Origin of the sequence: Streptomyces hyaluromycini, assembly GCF_002217755.1 — a bacterium.
Lineage (GTDB): Bacteria > Actinomycetota > Actinomycetes > Streptomycetales > Streptomycetaceae > Streptomyces > Streptomyces hyaluromycini.
In genome coordinates, this window is the sequence record NZ_BCFL01000022.1 from 322,819 (window position 1) to 342,466 (window position 19,648).

Annotated in this window: 19 protein-coding genes; 8 read left to right on the forward strand and 11 right to left on the reverse strand. The window is 71.8% G+C overall.

The window, feature by feature from the left end:
- Positions 1–56: 56 nt before the first annotated feature.
- The 5 genes from hypB to hypE all read left to right on the forward strand — a co-directional run bounded on the left by hypB (position 57) and on the right by hypE (position 5,626).
- Positions 57–779: a hydrogenase nickel incorporation protein HypB gene (hypB, locus tag SSP29_RS28220; RefSeq protein WP_089103620.1), complete on the forward strand. Its 723-nt coding sequence runs from the start codon at positions 57–59 to the stop codon at positions 777–779.
- Positions 776–3,139, forward strand: coding sequence for a carbamoyltransferase HypF (gene hypF / locus SSP29_RS28225; RefSeq protein ID WP_089103621.1), 2,364 nt, complete (start codon positions 776–778; stop codon positions 3,137–3,139). Before hypB ends, hypF begins: the two co-directional genes overlap by 4 nt.
- A gap of 3 nt (positions 3,140–3,142) precedes the next feature.
- Complete coding sequence (locus tag SSP29_RS28230) at positions 3,143–3,445, forward strand: HypC/HybG/HupF family hydrogenase formation chaperone (RefSeq protein ID WP_089103622.1); 303 nt, start codon at positions 3,143–3,145, stop codon at positions 3,443–3,445.
- Complete coding sequence (gene hypD / locus SSP29_RS28235; RefSeq protein ID WP_089103623.1) at positions 3,442–4,569, forward strand: hydrogenase formation protein HypD; 1,128 nt, start codon at positions 3,442–3,444, stop codon at positions 4,567–4,569. The genes SSP29_RS28230 and hypD overlap by 4 nt, the downstream gene beginning before the upstream one ends.
- 67 nt (positions 4,570–4,636) lie before the next feature.
- Positions 4,637–5,626: a hydrogenase expression/formation protein HypE gene (gene hypE, locus SSP29_RS28240; protein WP_089103797.1), complete on the forward strand. Its 990-nt coding sequence runs from the start codon at positions 4,637–4,639 to the stop codon at positions 5,624–5,626.
- Between the two features lie 66 nt (positions 5,627–5,692).
- Here hypE and hypA read toward each other — a convergent pair whose 3' ends face one another.
- The 10 genes from hypA to SSP29_RS28290 form a co-directional block, all read right to left on the reverse strand.
- The gene (gene hypA / locus SSP29_RS28245) at positions 5,693–6,031 is read right to left on the reverse strand and encodes a hydrogenase maturation nickel metallochaperone HypA (protein ID WP_089103624.1); all 339 of its coding nucleotides are present in this window, start codon (positions 6,029–6,031) and stop codon (positions 5,693–5,695) included.
- 7 nt (positions 6,032–6,038) lie between these two features.
- Positions 6,039–6,215: a hypothetical protein gene (locus SSP29_RS58645; protein WP_167450011.1), complete on the reverse strand. Its 177-nt coding sequence runs from the start codon at positions 6,213–6,215 to the stop codon at positions 6,039–6,041.
- Between the two features lie 22 nt (positions 6,216–6,237).
- Positions 6,238–6,444: a hypothetical protein gene (locus SSP29_RS28250; protein ID WP_089103625.1), complete on the reverse strand. Its 207-nt coding sequence runs from the start codon at positions 6,442–6,444 to the stop codon at positions 6,238–6,240.
- 29 nt (positions 6,445–6,473) lie between these two features.
- Positions 6,474–7,082, reverse strand: coding sequence for a DUF5947 family protein (locus SSP29_RS28255; protein WP_089103626.1), 609 nt, complete (start codon positions 7,080–7,082; stop codon positions 6,474–6,476).
- Positions 7,079–7,627, reverse strand: a complete 549-nt coding sequence (locus tag SSP29_RS28260; RefSeq protein ID WP_089103627.1) for a NifU-related iron-sulfur-binding protein — start codon at positions 7,625–7,627, stop codon at positions 7,079–7,081. The genes SSP29_RS28255 and SSP29_RS28260 overlap by 4 nt, the downstream gene beginning before the upstream one ends.
- A complete protein-coding gene (locus tag SSP29_RS28265; protein WP_438363816.1) occupies positions 7,620–9,413 on the reverse strand; it encodes a nickel-dependent hydrogenase large subunit in 1,794 nt (597 codons plus the stop codon). Before SSP29_RS28265 ends, SSP29_RS28260 begins: the two co-directional genes overlap by 8 nt.
- Before the next feature lie 54 nt (positions 9,414–9,467).
- Positions 9,468–10,559, reverse strand: coding sequence for an NADH-quinone oxidoreductase subunit B family protein (locus tag SSP29_RS28270; protein WP_089103629.1), 1,092 nt, complete (start codon positions 10,557–10,559; stop codon positions 9,468–9,470).
- A 3-nt stretch (positions 10,560–10,562) separates the two neighbouring features.
- Entirely contained in the window at positions 10,563–12,284 is a 1,722-nt protein-coding gene (locus SSP29_RS59145) for a hypothetical protein (protein WP_150135065.1), read from the reverse strand.
- A 448-nt stretch (positions 12,285–12,732) separates the two neighbouring features.
- Positions 12,733–13,557: a maleylpyruvate isomerase family mycothiol-dependent enzyme gene (locus SSP29_RS28285; protein ID WP_089103798.1), complete on the reverse strand. Its 825-nt coding sequence runs from the start codon at positions 13,555–13,557 to the stop codon at positions 12,733–12,735.
- Positions 13,558–13,626: 69 nt separating this feature from the next.
- Positions 13,627–14,115 carry a TetR/AcrR family transcriptional regulator gene (locus tag SSP29_RS28290; RefSeq protein WP_089103630.1) on the reverse strand — a complete coding sequence of 163 codons (489 nt, stop codon included), beginning with the start codon at positions 14,113–14,115 and terminating at the stop codon, positions 13,627–13,629.
- A gap of 205 nt (positions 14,116–14,320) precedes the next feature.
- Between SSP29_RS28290 and SSP29_RS28295 the strand changes: the two genes are divergently transcribed.
- Entirely contained in the window at positions 14,321–15,769 is a 1,449-nt protein-coding gene (locus SSP29_RS28295; protein WP_089103631.1) for an aldehyde dehydrogenase, read from the forward strand.
- A gap of 325 nt (positions 15,770–16,094) precedes the next feature.
- On the opposite strand, the gene SSP29_RS28300 is transcribed toward SSP29_RS28295, so the two are convergent.
- Complete coding sequence (locus SSP29_RS28300; protein ID WP_089103632.1) at positions 16,095–17,123, reverse strand: MBL fold metallo-hydrolase; 1,029 nt, start codon at positions 17,121–17,123, stop codon at positions 16,095–16,097.
- Positions 17,124–17,408: 285 nt separating this feature from the next.
- Here SSP29_RS28300 and SSP29_RS28305 point away from each other — a divergent pair, with 285 nt between their 5' ends.
- Together SSP29_RS28305 and SSP29_RS28310 are read left to right on the forward strand one after the other, a co-directional pair.
- Positions 17,409–18,335: an AraC family transcriptional regulator gene (locus SSP29_RS28305; RefSeq protein ID WP_167450019.1), complete on the forward strand. Its 927-nt coding sequence runs from the start codon at positions 17,409–17,411 to the stop codon at positions 18,333–18,335.
- A gap of 255 nt (positions 18,336–18,590) precedes the next feature.
- Entirely contained in the window at positions 18,591–19,622 is a 1,032-nt protein-coding gene (locus tag SSP29_RS28310; protein WP_089103634.1) for a LacI family DNA-binding transcriptional regulator, read from the forward strand.
- Positions 19,623–19,648 lie beyond the last annotated feature (26 nt).

Below are 19,648 nucleotides of genomic sequence, written 5' to 3' on the forward strand. Positions count from 1 at the left end.
GACCCACCCGCTCCGCAGGTCCTTCCCGAGCGCAGCGACCGAGGAGCGGAGTTTTCATGTGTCAGTCGGAGGAGGTCACCCGGGCCGTCCTGGCCAGGAACGACGGCCTGGCCGCGAGGCTGCGCAGCGACCTGGCCGCACGCGGGGTCGGCGTGGTGAACCTGCTCTCCAGCCCCGGCAGCGGCAAGACCGAACTGCTCGGCCGGGTGCTGGCCCGGGCGGGGGAGCGGGGCGTGCCCGTCGCCGCCTTCACCGCCGACCTCGCCACCGAGAACGACGCGAAACGCCTGGCCCGTTCGGGAGCGCCGGTGAAGCAGCTGCTCACCGACGGGCTGTGCCACCTGGAGGCCCGGCAGGTCCGCGGGCATCTGGAGGGCTGGCTGCCGCCGGACACCGCGCTGCTGTTCGTGGAGAACGTCGGCAACCTGGTCTGCCCGGCCTCCTACGACCTCGGCGAGCACCTGCGGATCGTGCTCATGGCGGTGACCGAGGGCGAGGACAAGCCCTCGAAGTACCCCACCGCCTTCGGCTCCGCACACCTGGTCGTGCTCACCAAGACCGACCTCGCCGGGCCGGCCGGCTTCGACGAGACCGACTTCGCCGAGCATGTGCGGCGGGTCAACCCCGGGGTGGAGATCATCCGCTCCTGCGCCCGCACCGGGGAGGGCGTCGACACGGTCCTCGACCGGGTGCTCGCCGTACGGGACGGCGCCCCCGTGCACACACCGCCCCTCGCCCCGCACCCGCACGGTCACGTCCACGCTCCCGCCGCCTCGTGACGGCGCCCGCCACGACGGCTGCCGTCCGCCGGCGCATCACCGTGCGCGGGACCGTACAGGGCGTGGGCTTCCGCCCGTACGTCCACCGCCTGGCCGCCGAACTCGCGCTCACCGGGTTCGTCGGCAACACGGCCAGCGGGGTGCTCATCGAGGTCGAGGGGGCGGCGGCCGGCGTCGCACGGTTCTGCGAGCGGCTCGCCGGCGAACCGCCGCCGCTGGCAAGCGTGACCGCCGTGGCCGTCGAGGAGGTACCGGTCACCGGGGCGGACCCCGGCTTCACCATCCGCGCCACCGAGCAGTCGGCCCCGGGCCGCACCCTCCTGCCGCCCGACACCGCCACCTGCCCCGACTGCCTGCGGGAACTCGCCGATCCGGCCGACCGCCGGCACCGCCACCCCTTCATCACCTGCACCCACTGCGGGCCCCGCTTCACCATCGCCACCGGAATGCCGTACGACCGCGCGGTCACCACGATGTCCGGCTTCCCCATGTGTCCCGCCTGCGCCGGGGAGTACGACGCCCCGGCCGACCGCCGATTCCACGCCCAGCCCGTGGCCTGCCCGGACTGCGGTCCCCGGCTGCGGCTGGTGCCCGCCGCGGGCAGCGGCGTGAGAGCCGCTCGCGACGGTGATGCCCTCTCACGGGCACGAGAGCTTCTCGCCGCAGGGCGGATCGTCGCCGTGAAGGGCATCGGCGGCTACCACCTGGCCTGCGACGCCTCCCACACCCGGGCCGTCGACACCCTGCGCACCCGCAAGGCGCGGGGCGACAAGCCGTTCGCGGTGATGTGCGCGGACCTCGGCGAGGCGGAGCGGATCGCCGAGATCGGGACGGCCGAGCGGGCCGCGCTCACCAGCCCCCGGCGCCCCATCGTCCTCCTCCGCCCCCGTCCCGCCGCCCGGCTCGCGCCCGGCGTGTGCCCCGGCAGTCCGCACCTCGGCGTGATGCTGCCCTACACCCCCGTCCACACCCTGCTGTTCGGCCTCCCCGGCGACCCGCCCGGCCCCCGCGTCCTGGTCATGACCAGCGGCAACCGCTCGGGCGAACCGATCGTCACGGACGACGAAGAGGCGCTGAGCCGGCTGTTCGGCCTTGCCGACGCCTGGCTCGCCCACGACCGGCCCATCGCCTCGCCCTGCGACGACTCCCTGCTGCGGGTCCGCGCCGACGGCACCGAGCAGGTTCTGCGCCGCTCCCGTGGATACGCGCCGCGCCCGCTGCGCCTGGCGGTCCCGGTGCGGCCCGCGCTCGCGGTCGGCGGCGACCTCAAGAACGCGCTGTGCGTCGGCGAGGGCGACCTGGCCTGGTTCGGGCCGCACATCGGCGACATGGGCGACCTGGCCACCCTGGAGGCGGCCGTCAGGGCGGAACGGCACGTGTACCGGCTGACCGGGGTCCGCCCCGAACTCGTCGCCGCCGACCGCCACCCGGGCTACCACTCGGCCGCCTGGGCCCGCCGCCGGTCCACCCGACTCGGGTTGGGCAAACCGGTGTTCGTCCAGCACCACCACGCCCACATCGCCTCCGCCATGGCCCAGGCAGGCCTCGACGGCACCACACCCGTCATCGGCGTGGCCTTCGACGGCACCGGCTACGGCGACGACGCCACCGTCTGGGGCGGCGAGGTGCTCGTCGCCGACTACACCGGCTACCGGCGCCTCGCCCACCTCGCCCCGGCCCCGCTGCCCGGCGGGGACGCGGGCGTCGCCAACCCGTGCCGGACCGCACTGGCCCGGCTGTGGGCGGCCGGACTGCCCTGGGACCCCGACCTGCCCAGTGCCGCCGCCTGCTCCCGTGAGGAACTCAGGCTGCTGGCACGGCAGTTGCCGAGCCAGATCGGCTGCGTCGCCACCTCCAGCATGGGCCGCCTCTTCGACGCCGTGTCGTCCCTCGCGGGCGTGTGCCACCGTGCCGGGTACGAGGCCCAGGCCGCCCTGGAGCTGGAGGCCGAGGCCTGCCGGGCCTGGGGCGAGGAGACGGCCGCCTACCCCTTCGGCGACCCCTTCGACCCGGCCCCCGCCCTGTGCGCGATCATCGCCGACCTGCGGCGCGGCACGCCGGTGCCGGTGATCGCGGCCCGCTTCCACCGCGGGGTCGCCCGGGCGGTCCTGGACCTCTGCCGCGGCGCGCGCCGGGCCACCGGACTGACCACCGTCGCCCTCACCGGAGGCGTGTTCGCCAACGCGCTCCTCGAAGACGCGAGCACGGACCTGTTGCACGGCGCCGGATTCACGGTCCTGCGGCACGGCGAAGTCCCGCCGAACGACGGCGGACTGGCCCTCGGGCAACTGGTGGTCGCGGCCCACCGGCAACGACCCGACGACGACCGACGTACGGCAGTCAGCGACGAGACGGAGTGACCCATGTGTTTGGCAGTGCCCGGAAGGGTCGTGAGCATCGACGACACCGCCGATCCGCTCACCGGCCTGATCGACTTCGGCGGGGTGCAGAAGCAGGCGTGTCTGGAGTACGTGTCGGACGTCAAGGTCGGCGAGTACGTCATCGTCCATGTGGGCTTCGCCCTGCAGCGACTTGACGAGGAGTCGGCCCTGGCCTCCCTCAGGCTCTTCGAGGAACTGGGGCTCCTGGAGGAGGAGTTCGGCGACGCTTGGCAGCAGGCGGCCCGGCAGGCGGCTCAGCCGACCGAGGGGAGCGAGGTCCGGTGAAGTACCTCGACGAGTTCAACGACCCCAAGCTGGCGCGCCGGCTGCTGGACGAGATCCGGGCCACCGTCACCCGGCCCTGGGCCCTGATGGAGGTGTGCGGCGGCCAGACCCACTCGATCATCCGGCACGGCATCGACCAACTCCTCCCGGAGGAGGTGGAGTTGATCCACGGGCCGGGCTGCCCGGTCTGCGTCACCCCGCTGGAGTGCATCGACAAGGCGCTGGAGATCGCCGCCCGCCCCGACGTGATCTTCTGCTCGTTCGGCGACATGCTCCGCGTCCCCGGCACCGACCGGGACCTGTTCCGGGTCAAGGGCGCGGGCGGTGACGTCCGCGTGGTCTACTCACCGCTCGACGCGCTCCAGCTGGCCCGGCGCCACCCCGGCAAACAGGTGGTGTTCTTCGCCATCGGCTTCGAGACCACCGCCCCCGCCAACGCCATGGCCGTCCACCAGGCCAAGCGCCTCGGCCTGGCCAACTTCACCCTCCTGGTCTCCCATGTCCGGGTCCCCCCGGCCATCGAGGCCATCATGACCGCCCCCGCCTGCCGGGTGCAGGGCTTCCTGGCCGCCGGGCACGTGTGCAGCGTGATGGGCATGGCCGAGTACCCCGGACTCGCCGAACGGCACCGGGTCCCCGTCGTCGTCACCGGCTTCGAACCGCTCGACATCCTGGAGGGCATCCGCCGCACGGTCGGCCAACTGGAGCGCGGCGAGCACCGGGTGGAGAACGCCTACGCCCGCGCCGTACGCGCCGACGGCAACCCCGCCGCCATCCGCATGATCGAAGAGGTCTTCGAGATCACCGACCGGAACTGGCGCGGCATCGGCCGCATCCCCGGCAGCGGCTGGCGGCTGAGCGAGGCCTACCGCGCGTTCGACGCCGAGCACCGCTTCGACGTCACCGGCATCCGCACCGAGGAACCCGCCGAGTGCCGCGCCGGCGAGGTCCTGCAGGGGCTCATCAAACCCACCGACTGCGCGGCCTTCGGCACCAGCTGCACCCCGCGCACCCCGCTCGGCGCCACCATGGTCTCCAGCGAGGGCGCCTGCGCCGCCTACTACCTGTACCGCCGGATGTCCGAACCGGCCCTCCCGCGCGAGGAGATGAACCCCGTTGGCTGAGCAGACCGTCGTCGACCCCGCGAACTGGAGCTGCCCGGCGCCCATCCGCGACCAGCCGGTCGTGGTCATGGGCCACGGCGGAGGCGGCGCCCTCTCCGCCGAACTGATCGAGCAGGTCTTCGCCCCCGCCTACGGCAACGCCCTCCTCGCCGGGATGACCGACTCCGCCGTCCTCCACCTCGGCGGCGCCCGCCTGGCCTTCTCCACCGACTCCTACGTCGTACGCCCGCTGTTCTTCCCCGGCGGCTGCCTCGGCGACCTCGCCGTCAACGGCACCGTCAACGACCTGGCGATGAGCGGCGCCCGGCCCGCCTACCTCTCCGCCGCCTTCGTCCTGGAGGAGGGCGTCGAGCTGACCGTCGTCGAGCGCATCGCGCGGGCCATGGGCGCGGCGGCCGAGACGGCCGGTGTCACCATCGCCACCGGCGACACCAAGGTGGTCGAGAGCGGCCACGGGGACGGGGTGTACGTCACCACCGCCGGCGTCGGCCTCGTCCCCGAGCGCGTCGACATCCGGCCGCAGCGGGCCCGCCCCGGCGACGCCGTCATCGTCAGCGGGCCGATCGGCCTGCACGGAGTCGCCGTGCTCAGCGTGCGCGAGGGGCTGGAGTTCGGCATCGAGATCGCCAGCGACACCGCGCCGCTGGCCGACCTGGTCGCGACCATGCTGGACGTCACCCCCGACATCCACGTCCTGCGCGACCCGACCCGCGGCGGCCTGGCCGCGTCGCTGAACGAGATCGCCCGCGCCTCGGGAACCGGGGTACAGCTGGCCGAGCGCGCGATCCCGGTACCGGACGCGGTCGCCAACGCCTGCGGTTTCCTCGGCCTCGACCCGCTCTACGTCGCCAACGAGGGGCGGCTCGTCGCCTTCGTCCCGCCGACGGAGGCCGACGCCGTGCTCGCGGCGATGCGCGCCCATCCGCAGGGGGCGGGCGCGGTGGTCGTCGGCCAGTGCGTGACCGAGCACCCCGGCATGGTGGTGGTGGCGACCGGCCTGGGCGGCACCCGGGTCGTCGATCTTCCGCTCGGGGAGCAACTGCCCCGTATCTGCTGACGACGTCTGCTGACGACAGGGCGATGACCCCGCCGGCGGCCCGGGTTCTCCGCGGCACCGGCGGGGTCACTCGACCGCGGTGATCTCCAGCTCCCGGCCGCTGCGCAGCTCGGTGGAGGGGCGGTCGCAGTGCGGGCACCAGAAGAACGGCGGCATGCCCACCGCGAACTCCTCGGCGCACGGCCCGCACCAGGCCCGCGCGGTCACCTGCTCGACCACGAGCCGGGCGCCGGCGAGGGCGGTGCCGTCACGGGCCACCTCGAAGGCGAAGTCCAGGGCGTCGGGGACGACCCCGGACAGTTCGCCGACCCGGACGGTCACCGCGGAGACACTGTCCGCGCCGTCCGCCCGGGCCCACTCGTCGGCCTGCTCCACGATCGCGGTCGCGATCGACAGTTCGTGCACGACCGGCTCACGGATACCGGTGACCGGCGCGCGGCCCGCCGACGATCCGCCAGATCTTCATCTCGCGCATCAAGGCGGGGATCTCGGTGACGAACAGCGCCAGGAACAGCGCGCCCACCACGGCGACCTCGGCGGTCAGCACGCGCTGGGCCGCCGTTCCGGTTCTCCTGCGTTGCATCTTCATAGCGGGCACTCCCTGCTCTGTGTCACGCGGGCGGGATGTTGGGCATGACGTCCAGCAGGACGTCGTGCTGCTTCCAGTCGATGCCGGTCGAGCGCCGCGCGTCGGCGGTGCCGTCCCGGTGGTGCCCCCTCTGGGTGGTGTACGGACCCTCGTTGCCCTGGTGGATGCCGGGCACGTGGGACGGTGTGTCGGGCCGGGCCTGGGCGCGGCCGACTCGGATGCTGCCCATGAGGTTTCTCCTTCCTGTGTTGCCGTTCCTCAAGAACGCTCGGTGAGCTCCTCGAAGAAACGCTCCACGGCCGGCCACATCCGGCCGCCGCCGGACAGGCCGCGCCACTCCCGGCGGACCACGGCGAGCATGCGGAAGCAGTCGTCGACCGGGACGATCCAGTGGTGGTCCAGGCCGTGCACGGTGTTGACCAGCAGTGCCTCGACGTCGGGGGTCATGCCGGCCAGGGGCGGGCAGCCGGCGACCGCACGCTGCCAGGCCGCCGCCGCCACCTCCCAGCGCATGGCCCCCGCCGGGCTCGGCCCCTCGGCGGTGACCGAGCCGTCGGCGCGCGGCACGAAGAAGACCAGGCCGACCGGGACCCCGAGGGCCGCGGTGTCGACCTTCGGGAGGCGGACCCGGCGGGTGGGGATCAGCCGGAACTGGCCGTCGCCCGCGCCGGTGCCCTGCCGGGTGTCGGCGAACAGCACCGAGCAGGCCCGGCAGGCACAGCGGACCTCGGCCTGCCCGGTGTCGTACAGATGCGGATGGTCCTCGGCCAGCGGCTCGGCGCACAGGTCGCACACCTCCGCCCCGGCCGCCGGCTGCCGGTCGGCCGAGGAACGGATGAGGCGGGCCAGGGCTCCGTCGGCGGTCACCGGGCCTCCTGTGGCCGGCGCAGGGAGTCCAGGGGCACGAAGGCGGGCGCCGAGGCCTCGGGCACCGGCTGCACGTCGGCCAGCTCGGGGGCAGCGGCGAGCACCGCCTCCCGGACGGCGTCGGTCACCTCAGTGGTACCTCCGCCGCACCCCGAGCCGCAACCGCCGCCCGTGGCCAGCCGCACCCGGCCCACCTCGCCCTCCACACCGGCCCACTCGACGTCGCCGCCGCGCTCCTGGACGGCGGGGCGCAGCCGCTCGACCGCGCGGGCGGCCCGGAGCTCGGGCGGTTCGGGATGGATGTCGTGCAGGACGAGCAGGTGGTCGAGGAGCTCGTCGTCGGCGAGCTGCCGGACGGCCGCCGGGTCCGCGTGGTCGAGGACCCGGGCGAGCGCCTCGCCGTAGACCTCGGTCAGCAGCCGCACCGCCTCGACGGCCGAACCGCCGGTCGGACCGGGAGCGGACTCCAGGCCCTCCAGCAGCGCGTCGAGCCGGGCCAGCCGGGCCTCGACCGCCGGCCCGTCGAGACGCCCGGCGTCAGCCATGACTCGCTCCGTACACCGGCGAGTGCGTGACGCTCAGGGTCTTGCCCTTGCCCGTGTACATGTGGACACCGCACGGCAGACAGGGGTCGAAGCTGCGGACCGTGCGCATGATGTCGACGCCCTTGAAGTCGTCCGGGCCGTTCTCCTCGAAGATCGGCTGGCCCATCACGGCGTCCTCGTACGGGCCCGGGGTGCCGAACTTGTCACGGGGGCTGGCGTTCCACGGGGTCGGCGGGTACGGGTGGTAGTTGGCGATCTTCTTGTCCTTGATCACCAGGTGGTGCGAGAGGACCCCGCGCACGGCCTCGTGGAAACCGCAGCCGATCGCCTCGTCCGGCACCTCGAAGTCCTCGAACACCTTGGTGTCGCCGGACCGCACCAGCCCCATCGCCTCGTCCAGGAACTGCAGGGCCATGGCGGCCGCGTAGGCGACGAAGTACGGCCGGGCGCGGTCGCGTTCGAGGGTGTTGGACCACTTCGGGATCTTCCACTCCAGCGTGGTCTCCGGCAGGGACGCGCCCTTGGGCAGCGAGATCCGCACGCTGTGGCCGGTGGCCTTGATGTACGGCGTGTCGACGATGCCGTTCAGCGCGGTCGACCAGAGCCTGGCCAGCGGGCCGCCGCCGGTGTCCAGGGCCAGGTGGTCGCCGGTGCGCTGGTCGTACCAGCGCGGGCTCATCACCCAGCTGTAGTTGCCCTCGAAGTCCCGCTTCTGCGGCACCGGGAGGGTGGTCTGGTTCCACGGGTGGCGCATGTCGACGGGGTTGCCGAGCGGGTCGTGGGTGACGAACGGGTCCTCGTTGACCCAGTCCTCGTAGAACGAGCTGCCCAGCATGATCCGCAGGCCCAGGTTGATGTCGACCAGGTTGTTGGTGACCAGCTCGCCGTCGACCACGATGCCCGGGGTGACGTACATCGCCTTGCCCCAGCGGTTCATGTTCTCGTACTTGTAGTCGACGACCTTCGGGTCCTGCCAGGCGCCCCAGCAGCCGAGCATGATACGGCGCTTGCCGACCTCCTCGTAGCCGGGCAGTGCCTCGTAGAAGAAGTCGAAGACGTCGTCGTTCATGGCGACGGCCTTCTTCACGAAGTCGATGACGTGCATCAGCCGGCTGAGGTAGTCGGTGAACGCGGTCGGCGACGGCATGGTGCCGACACCGCCCGGATACAGCGTGGAGGGGTGCACATGGCGGCCCTCCATCAGGCAGAACATCTCGCGGGTGGTCCGGGAGACCTTCAGGGCCTCCTTGTAGACCTCGCCCTCGAAGGGGTTGAAGGCCTTCATGATGTCCGCGATGGTCCGGTAGCCGTGGATGTCACCGCGCGGCGCGTTGGTCTTCTGCGCGCGGGCCAGGACGGTCGGATTGGTGGCCTTCACCATCTGCTCGCAGAAGTCCACGAAGACCAGGTTGTCCTGGAAGATCGTGTGGTCGAACATGTACTCGGCCGCTTCGCCGAGGTTGACGATGTGCTCGGCCAGCGGCGGCGGCTTCACGCCGTACGCCATCTGCTGGGCGTAGTCGGAGCAGGTGGTGTGGTTGTCGCCGCAGATGCCGCAGATGCGGGAGGTGATGAACCCGGCGTCGCGCGGGTCCTTCCCCTTCATGAAGACGGAGTAGCCGCGGAAGAGGGAGGAGGTGCTGTGACACTCCACCACCTCCTTGTTGGCGAAGTCGATCTTCGTGTAGATGCCCAGGTTTCCGATGATCCGCGTGATCGGATCCCAGGACATGTCCACGATCTGCGCGGGCTTGCGCCCTTTCTGCCGGGCCTCTGTTGTCATCAGCGTCGCTGACCTTTGCTGTGGGGGGGACTTGGGGGTCGGGAGGGCGCGGGCGTGTCAGGGCCGCCAGCGCGGGGCGTAGCCGCTGGTGAGCTTGCGCTTGTTGTGGCGCCACTTCGGCTCGTGGTTGACCAGCTCGTTGGTGAAGCCGCGCAGCCTGCGGATGACCGCCCCGTACGGCTTGATCGCGAGCGAGGAGAGGGTGCCGCCGGGCGGTTCGTCCATGAACGGCATGAACGCGTCCGGGAAGCCCGGCATGGTGCAGCCGATGCAGATACCGCCGACGTTCGGACAGCCGCCGATGCCGGCCATCCAGCCCCGCTTGGGCACGTTGCAGTTCACGACCGGACCCCAGCAGCCCGTCTTGACCAGGCACTTGGGCGAGTTGTAGTCCGTCGCGAAGGACGCCTGCTCGTAGTACGAGCCCCGGTCGCAGCCCTCGTGCACCGTGCGCCCGAACAGCCACTGGGGGCGCAGCATGTGGTCCAGCGGCGGCGGGGGAGCGGTGCCGGCGGCGTGGTACAGCACCCAGACCAGGGTCTCCATGAAGTTCTCCGGCTGGACCGGGCAGCCCGGGATGTTCACCACCGGCAGCCCGCCCTGCGACTTGAAGTCCCAGCCGAGGTAGTCCGCGAGGCCCATGGCGCCGGTCGGGTTGCCGGCCATCGCGTGGATGCCGCCGAAGGTGGCGCAGGTGCCGACGGCCACCACCGCCCAGGCCCTGGGCGCCAGTTCGTCGATCCAGTCGTTGAGGGTCTGCGGCTGGCCGGTCTCCGGGTCGTTGCCGAAGGACGTCCAGTAGCCGTCGCCCTCGATGATGTTCTGGTTCGGGATCGATCCCTCGATGACGAGGATGAACGGCTCCAGTTCGCCCCGCGCGGCCGCCCGGTACGGCGCGAGGAAGTCCTCGCCGCCCAGGCTCGGCGAGAGCACCTTGTTGACCAGGTTGACCTTCGGTATCCCCGGGATCAGGCCCAGGACCAGGTCCTCGATGGAGGGCTGGTCGGCGGCCGTCACGGAGACGGTGTCGCCGTCGCAGCTCATGCCCTCGGAGATCCAGAGGATGGTGATCTCGTCGAACCCCTGGTGTTCGCCGGCCGGGCCGGGTTCGCCGCCGACGGCCGTGGTGCCGTTCTTGCTGGTGCTCATGCGCTAGGCCTCCGATGGAGTGGGGCCCGGGGACGGCTCGGCAGCCGCCGCTGGATCCGGGACGTCGGTGCCCCCGAGCGGCTCGACTTCGTCGGGCCGGAAGTAGTGGTAACGGCCGTACCAGCCGTGCAGTTCGGCCGCCGGATCGTCGTCCACGGTGACGGCGAGATGGGTGCTGCCGTCCACGTCGTGGAAGACGGCGGCCACGGTCGCGGTCCGGCCGGCCAGGAACATGTCCTGGGCGTCGGAGCCCCTGCCCCGCGGGCACAGCCGCACCGGGCTGCCACCGCCGACCCGCACACCGCCGACCAGGACGGTGTCGGTGGCCGGGGAGATCCCGTCGTCGCCGCCCTGCTGCCACCAGAGGGGGCGTTCGGCGGGGGAGCTTTTGCCGGCGGGGCGTGCGGCGGGGGTGTACTGGCCGGTGGGGTGTGTGCCAAGTGAGCTCCGGCCGACGGGATTTGCGTGGAGGGAGCCTTCGCCGGCGGGGCGTGCGCGGCTGGAGCCGTCTCCGAGGACGGAGGCTTCGCCGATGGAGCCGCGTCCGGTGGACCCGTGTCGGGTGGAGCCGTCTCCGGTGGCGGCTTCGCCGATGGAGTCCTCGCCGGCCGACGCTTCGCTGATCGGGTTGAGCGAGCGGATGGCGCCGTGCAGCCGTTCGAAGACCTCCGGTGGCATCGTGTCGACCCGGTCGAGGATCTCGGCGGCCCGTGGGTCGGTGGCCCTGGCCTCCCGCTTCTCCTCCTCCGTCAGCAGCATGGTGCGCAGGGTCAGGATCTCGTCGATCTCACCGGCATCGTGCAGGTCACCCGGGCTCTCCGGCGCCACCTGCGGATGGTCGGGGAGGATGATCGGCGAGGACAGCAGCAGGGCGGACACCGAGCCGTCCGCGGGGGCGGGGGCGGGGGGCGCGCCGCCGAGCACCGGGAAGGTGAAGTCGTTGCGGCAGTTCCGGGCGGCCTCCTGGAGGGCCGGGCCCGGGTCGATCAGGGAGACGAACTCCGCGCCCTCGACGCCGAGAAGGGTGTGGGTCGCGATGAGCGCGTGCCGCAGGGCCCGTTCGCGGGGGGCATGCGGATCCCCCACGTGCCCCTCGTTGGCGGTGCGCACCCGGAGCCGGAAGAGCCCTTCGCCGAGCCGCTCGGCCACGAGGACGGTACTCGCCTGCACTTCCGCCCGGCGCCGCACCACCCGCCCCGCGCCGGAGGACAGCTCCTGCGTGTCGGTGCCGGCCGGGGAACCCACCGGAAACCTGTGCTCGCCCTCGTCCAGCGCGATCGTGAGGTCGGTCTCGCGCGCCACCGCTTCCTCGAAGGTCAGCTGCACGGTCCCGTCGTCGCAGCTCAGCGACTCGACCGGCCGCCCGTCGCGGTCCTCGACCTGCTTGTGCTGCACGTGCAGATACCGCACCCGCAGCCGTACGACCGTATCCGGCCGGCGCACCCGCAGCAGGCATTCCGTCTGCTGGTACCAGGAGTCAGCCGAACCCGACACACCCGGTCTGACCGGACCGTCGGCCTCCACCCAGTCCCGGGGCAGGAGGACCCCGAACTGCCAGCGGGCACGATTCTTCGGCGAGGACCGCCGATAGGGGTAGAGGAGGTAGCCCTCGTAGAGCACGGCGTCGGCAACGGCACTCATCTGTTCGAAGGTCGGTGCGGGGCGGCCGGAACCGTCCACCAGGGCAGTGCGGGGCGCTCTGCCGTCGACCAGTCCCTCGGCCATGCAGCCTCCTCGGATCCGTGCGCGCGCCCATACCTTCCACCACGGTCACATCGGTCACGCCCGCTCGCCTCTTCTGGACGAGCGGCGTTGGACCGGACGGGGGGGGTGGGGTGGTGGTGCCTCGGCGTACGCCGGATCAGCGGGCGGAGCGCTGACTCGGTGCGCGTAGGCGGCCTGCACGAGCGGGCCCGCAGGACGCTCTGGATTCCGGATGGGGACCTTGACGACGGCGCCGGTGCCCGGGTCCACCCGGACAAGGCCCGGGTCCACCCGGATCAGGCCCGTGTACGGCAGGTTCTCCGGCTCGCCCGACTGCCGTGCCGGTCCCGACGAGCGTGCAACCGCCGACGTGCCCGGCGCACCGAGATTCCCCGGCGGACCCCGACTTCCCGGAGCTCAGCGGCATGTCCCGGTCGCCCTTCCCACATCCCCGCCGTTTCAGACGTGGTCAGGGGGCGACGAAGAGGGCGGGGAAGCGAGGTCCGAGCCAGGGCTTGCGTCCGAAGGCGAGCACCTGACCCCGGGCCATCGCCAGCCAGGGGTTGCGGCGGCCGAGGGCGATGAGCAGGAAGGCGACCGGATCGATGAGGATCGTGCAGTCGGGGCGGTCGCGCGGTTCCGCTGCCACCTGGACGGCACCGTCGGTGAGGGTGACGCCGAAGGCGCTGTCGCCACCGCGCAGCCGGATCGTGTAGCGGGCGGTCAGACCGGCGGTGGCCGAGCCGTCGGCCACGGTCGGCATCACCGAGAGCATGAACGGCATGCACCACGCGACCCGTTCGGCGTCGATCATGTGCGGGCGCCGCAGCGCACGGGCGAGGTCGTAGCCGTGGCCCAGCATGTGGGTGAGCAGATAGGAGGCGAGGACGGACCGGTCCATCGGGCCGAGCGGAGTCACGGGCGCCGGGCCGTCGGCCGTCGTGGCCAGCGCGTCGGCGCAGCGCTCCGCCTGCTCGGCGATCATCGCCGCGAGCGGTGCCGCCCGGCGCTCCCCGAACGCGGCCAGCGACTCGGCGTTGGCGGCCGCCAGGCTCTGCGGTGTGCCGTCCCCGTACGGGCGCGCCCGGCCCTGGGCGAGGTCGGCCATCAGCTCGTTGGCCAGCGCCAGATGCGCCGCCGCCTCGCCGACCGTCCACTTCGATCCCGGTACGGCGGCACTTGTGTCGGCGACGCCGTCGAGGACGGCCGTGATGTCGGCGGCGGTCTGCCGTATCGCCTGCCCCAGCCCCGCGGGCAGCGCCCCTCGGTCGTCCTGCCGTGCCGCCTGATCCACGCTGGTCACCCCTGTTCTGTCGCGCGGTACCCAATCAGACGCACGGGCGCACCACAACCCCCGCGGCGATCACCGTGCCCCGAGCCCGTGCAGAAAGGTGTCGACGACCGTGTCGGCGGCCTGGGCGGCGCTGAGCTCGGGCAACTGCTGCGACGCCAGATGCATGAGCTGCGGCAGCAGTGAACTCGCCCAGGCGAGGGGCAGGTCGGCGCGGAGCAGCCCCTCGTCGGTGGCCCGCCGCAGGAAGTCGTCGACGTCCCGGACCAGGGCGTCGCGCCGCTCCCGGATCGCGTCGTCGGCACGCAGCCGGGTGAGCTCCACGGGCCACTTGCGATTGACGCCGATGATCTCCTCGACGTACCGGTGCAGAGCCACGGAGACGGGGGCCTCGCGCAGCCTGGCGTGCTCGACGGCCCGCTCGACCGCGTCGTACCGCGCCTCGTAGATGGCCGCCAGCAGCTCCTCGCGGGACGCGAACCGGCGGTAGACGGTGCGCCGGTCGACCCCGGCCTCGGCGGCGATCGCGGCGATGCTCGTGCCCGGGTCGGCGGCGAGCATACGGGCCCCGGTCGTCAGAACGGCTTCCAGATTGCGTGCTGCGTCAGCTCTCACGCACGGAGCATATCCGGAGGTGTGGCACCTAGTACGCCTACCGACTCAGCAATGAGCTGGAGCGAAGTCGAAGTGCTACATTGATGTGACAGATAGGCGAGTGGCGGATGGATGACAAACCCGATTCGCTCCGATCCTCGAGAGAGGGCACATGATCACTTACGGCCGTCTCTACATCGCGGGCTCCTGGACGGCGCCCAGCGACCCGGAACTGCTCGACATCCGCTCGCCGCACGACCAGGCCGTCATCGGCCGTGCCGCCCAGGCCCGGCCGGCCGACATCGACCGCGCCGTGGCCGCCGCGCGGTCAGCCTTCGACGAGGGCCCCTGGCCACGGACGGCCCCGGCGGAGCGCATCGCCGTCATCCGGCGGCTGAACGCATTGCGCGAGGCCGAGGCCGAGAGGATCGCCGACCTCATCTCGGCCGAGAACGGCTCGGCCCGCTGGTTCACCGGGGCCGGCCAGCCGGGGCTCACCCGGCAGGCCGAGGCCTACCTCAGGGCGGCGGAGGGGTTCGGCTGGGAGGAGACGCTGGAGTCCGCCGCCGCGGTCCGGACCGTGGTGCGCCGCGAGCCCGTCGGCGTCGTGGCCGCCGTCATCCCCTGGAACTCCCCGTTCTCGGCGGCCCTGGCGAAGATCATCCCGGCGCTGCTGGCCGGGAACACGGTCGTCCTGAAGGTGTCGCCGGAGAACTCGCTGAGCATGGGGTTCCTCGCGGAGCTGCTGGAGCGGACCGGCCTGCCGGAAGGCGTGATCAGCGTGCTCCCCGCCGACCGGGAGACCAGCGAACACCTCGTCTCGCACCGTGACGTCGACAAGATCGCGTTCACCGGCTCGACCCGGGCCGGCCGCAGGATCGCCGCCATCGCGGGCGAGCAGCTGAAGCGGGTCAGCCTGGAGCTGGGCGGCAAGTCGGCCGCGATCATCCTGCCGGACGCCGACGTCGACCGGGCGGTGCAGGGACTGAAGTTCGCGTCGCTCCTCAACAACGGCGAGTCGTGCATCGCACAGACCCGCGTCCTCGCGCCGCGCGGCCGGTACGAAGAGGTCGTCACCGCCCTCAAGGAGCTCGTGGAGTCGCTCAAGGTCGGCGACCCGGCCGATCCCGACACCTTCATCGGCCCGATGGTCCGCAGGGACCAGCAGCAGCGGGTGCGCGACTACATCGAACTCGGCATCAAGGAGGGCGCCCGGCTCGTGACCGGCGGCCCCCAGGTCCCGCCGGGGCTGGAGAACGGCAACTACGTCACCCCGACCGTGTTCGCCGACGTCGACAACTCCCTGCGGATCGCCCAGGAGGAGATCTTCGGTCCGGTCCTCGTGGTGATCGCCTACGACGACGAGGACGACGCCGTGCGGATCGCCAACGACTCCGAGTACGGCCTCTCGGGCGGCGTGTGGTCCGCCGACGAGACCCACGCCCTCGAAGTGGCCCGCCGACTGCGCACCGGCACGGTCACCGTCAACGGCGCATCCATCTCCTTCGACGGCCCGTTCGGCGGCCACAAGGCCAGCGGCATCGGCCGCGAGTACGGCACGGCCGGACTGGCCCAGTACGTCGAGTACAAGACCGTCACACTGGCGGCATCCGGGGCCTGACCTGGACCGCTGCTGACCTGGGCAAGCATTTTGACGCCCTGTCAGCAGCTCCCGCGATTTCCCTGGATTTCCCTGGAATTCCCGTCCGAGTGTGCACTGGATGTGCACTGGGGGCGGGGAGGGCGCAGGCCGGGTGACCAGGAGGGAAGAGCCCGGACCGGGGCGGCCCTCACCGCGCCGGCTGTCGCGCAGGTCGCCGACGACCCATTCGGCACCGAATGCCTCGGCGGCCCAGGCTCGTTCGAGGGTGCGGTGTCGCGTCCGCTCCTACCCGCCTGAGACGCACCTCATGTCGCGCTGCGGGCGGGCAGGAGCGGTGTCGCCGTCAGGGGAAGTTCACCGGCGCGTCGGTGAAGGTGGAGACGACCAGGGCGCCCACACAGTCCGGCGTGAAGGTGTCCACCGCGGCGATCCTGGTGCCCCAGCGGTCGATGAGCTCCGAGGTCACCGACTGTGCGATCCGGTCGATCCAGACCTTCTGGACGGCCCAGACGTTCTCCTTCTCGGCCACCGCTGCTGCCGCGTCCGCGGACGAGATCTCACTGCTCTTCCGTACGGTCGTGGACCACATGTCCACGAAGAACTCGCGGGACTGCGCGACCTCGGCGCGGGTGGCGGTGCGGTACACGTGCCCGCCGCAGAAGGTGTCGAAGTCGAGGTCCAGGATCGCGTCGTGCGCGGTCAGCAGGCCGGGAATGTTGTCGGCGTTGCCCCAGGCGCGGTAGGGCGCCCAGCCGGGCATGACCACGTCGGCCATGTGGGCCAGCCGCAGCCGGGGGAAGTGGATCATCATGTTCCCCGCCTCGTGGTTGGGGCCGGGGTAGATGAAGTGGATCTCCTCTCCGCCGATGTGGATCACCTTGTGGTGGTCGCGGATGATCCGGTGAGGCACCGGCCGGGCCGGGTCGGCGTAGGCGGCGAGGAGGGCGGCACAGTCCTTGTGTGCGATCAGTGTCGCCCCGGGGTGGTCGCCGACCGCGCCGATGTGGTCCGCGTGGTCGTGACTGTAGATGACGTGGGTGACCGGCTTGTCGGTCACCGAGGGGATGGCGGCACGGATCGCCGCGCGGGCGGCGGGAGGGGCGTCGACGAGGACGACACCCTCGCGGGTGACGACGAAGACGCACTGCACGATCCCTGCTATGAGCACGTAGCCGTTGCGTCCGACGCGCTCCAGCCGGTAGCCGTCGCCGGTGTCGGGCAGTGGCTTCACGTGGTCCGGCAGGGGCAGGAAACCGGTAGTGCCGGGGGCGGCGGAGGCGGGGGCCGCGGTGGCCAGGCCGGCTCCGGCTCCCAGGGCGAGTGCGCCCGCGGCGGCACTCCCACGGCGGATCAGGGAACGACGACCAATCATGTGTGTCTCCGAGAGAGGTGGACAGAGCGTACGGCCCGGCCGGGCACTGCCCAGGATTTGTCACGTCCACCGCCTCCGCCCATGGACCTGGATCGCGGAAGTATGGATTCTCCGTGCACCTGACGGCCGGCCTTCGGATTTGTCTGGACATCGTCGGCGGCCGACGGAAATCATGGCCGGGACACAGACGGTTCCCAGGACCACCACGCGCCCCCCATGCGCTGTGCGCGTCGCCGCTTGATGCCGCCTGTCGCCGACCGCCGCCGTCCGCAGGAGCACCCCACCTTGCGTACCGACCCTTCCAGCGACCCGCCGCCGGGCGATCGCGAACTGCTGATCGCCCGGCTGCCCGCAGCGGACCCCGCGCTCCACGTGATGCCCCTGGACAACGCGACCCTGAGCACCCAGACCTGCCCCGTCCGCGGCCCGCACCGGCACGCCTACCACGAGCTGTTCTGGACCAGGAGCGGCACCGGTGTCCACTTGGTGGACGGCGAGCGCACAGTCGTCGGCCCCGGCACGGTGCTGGTGCTGGGCCGTGGCCCGGTGCACTTCCTGGAGCACGCGAGGGAACTCTCCGGGGCGATCGTGCGCTTCGGCGACGAGCTGCTGCAGGAGAGTCTCTCCGCCCGCTCGCACCCCGGCTGCCTGCTCACCGCCCGCGACCGGTCCGTGGTGCACGTCCCGCTGGAGGACACCGCGCACTTCGACGCCGTGATCGGGGCACTCGCGGCGGAGACCCGGCGCCCGTTGTCCGCCTTGAACGACGACGTCCACCGGCACCTGCTGCTGACGTTGCTGTCGTGGATCGGCCGCTGGTACGACCACGACCGATCGCCGGGACCCGGGGGCAAGGACGACCCCGTCATCCGTCTGTACCGGCGCTTCAACGTCCTCCTGGAACGCGACTTCGCCCGCCACCACGACGTCCGTCACTACGCGCGCGAACTGGGCGTCTCGGAAAGCGCGCTGTGGCGCGCGCTGTCCGGCGTGACCGGGAGCTCGACAAGGACCCTGATCACCGAGCGCGTGATGATGGAGGCCGCCCGCCTCCTGCGCTTCACCGACCTGGCCGTGGGCCAGATCGCCCACGAGGTCGGCGTCAGCGACCGCCTGTACTTCTCCCGCGCGTTCAAGCGCCGGTACGGGCGATCGCCGCGGGCGTACCGGGAGCGGTTCCACGGGGCGGTGGAGGAGGAAGGCAAGGTGTAGTCGCGTGGAAGGGAACGAGGCGGATCGAACCGGTTCGATGATGCTGGGTCGGGAAGCTAGCAGCGTGGAAAACCGGCAGCAATACTTCTGGCAGAGGAAGTCGTGTCAGGTAGTCATGGATTTCAGGCGCGTTGCGAGAAGTGTGGCGAGAGGTGTTGACAGTCGCTGGGGTTGTTCCTACCTTCACTTCACGCGAACCGGTTCGATAACTGGTTCAGCACATCGAACCGGTTCGATCCGTCCAAGGAGTACCCCGTGAACATCGGTGAGATCGCCCGGCGGGCCGGTGTCTCGCGGAGCACTGTGTCCTATGCGCTGAGCGGCAAGCGTGCGGTGTCGGAGGACACCCGACGGAAGATCCAGCGCGTCATCGACGAGCTGGGCTACCGGCCCAACGCCAGCGCGCGCGCCCTGGCCAACGGCCGGACCAACACGATCGGCCTGGTCTTCCCGCCGGCCGGCAACCACTACACCGGAATGCAACTCGACTTCATCGGCAGCGTGGTGGAGGCCGCCGCGGCCCACGACTACGACGTGCTGCTGTCTCCCAGCGGCGTCGACAGCGACCGCTCGTTCCAGCGGCTGCTGGGGGAGCGGAGGGTCGACGGCGCGATCCTGATGGAGATCAGACTGGAGGACGACCGGGTCGATCACCTGGCCGCCCTCGGCTTTCCCTCTGTGGCCATCGGCCGGACCGCGCATCCCGAGGGCACCTGGTGGGTCGGCCTGGATCACACCGCGTTGGCAGCGGCGTGCGTGCATCATCTCGCGGACCTCGGTCACCGCAGGGTCGCATTCGTCAACCGGCCCGCACAGTTGCTGCGGGCCGGTTACGAGTCCGCCCACCGCGGGCTGGACGGCTTCACCAAGGCCGCGGCCGAGCGCGGGCTGACCGTGCGGACGTACTGCTGCGGAGACGACGCCGCGTCCGGCCAGGAGTGCCTGGAACGGATCCTGCACGACGACCCGGCCACCTCGGCCCTGGTCACGCTGAACGAGGCCGCGCTGGGAGGCCTCTACCGGGGGCTCGCCCAGGCGGGCCGCCACGTGCCGCGCGACTTCTCCGTCACCGGGGTCGTGGCCGGCCGGTGGGCGGAGACGGTGACCCCGCAGCTCACCGCGGCGGACGTACCGGCGGAGGAGATGGGCCGACACGCCGTCGACCTCCTCGTCGAGCGGATCGACCAGCCCGACGCGCCGCCCCGGCACCACCTGCTCACGCCGCCGATCTCGCTCCGTGCCAGCACGGGGCCCGGCCCCGGCACAGCGTCCGTCGACGCCCCCTGACGTCGGCCATCAGCACCACTTTCTGA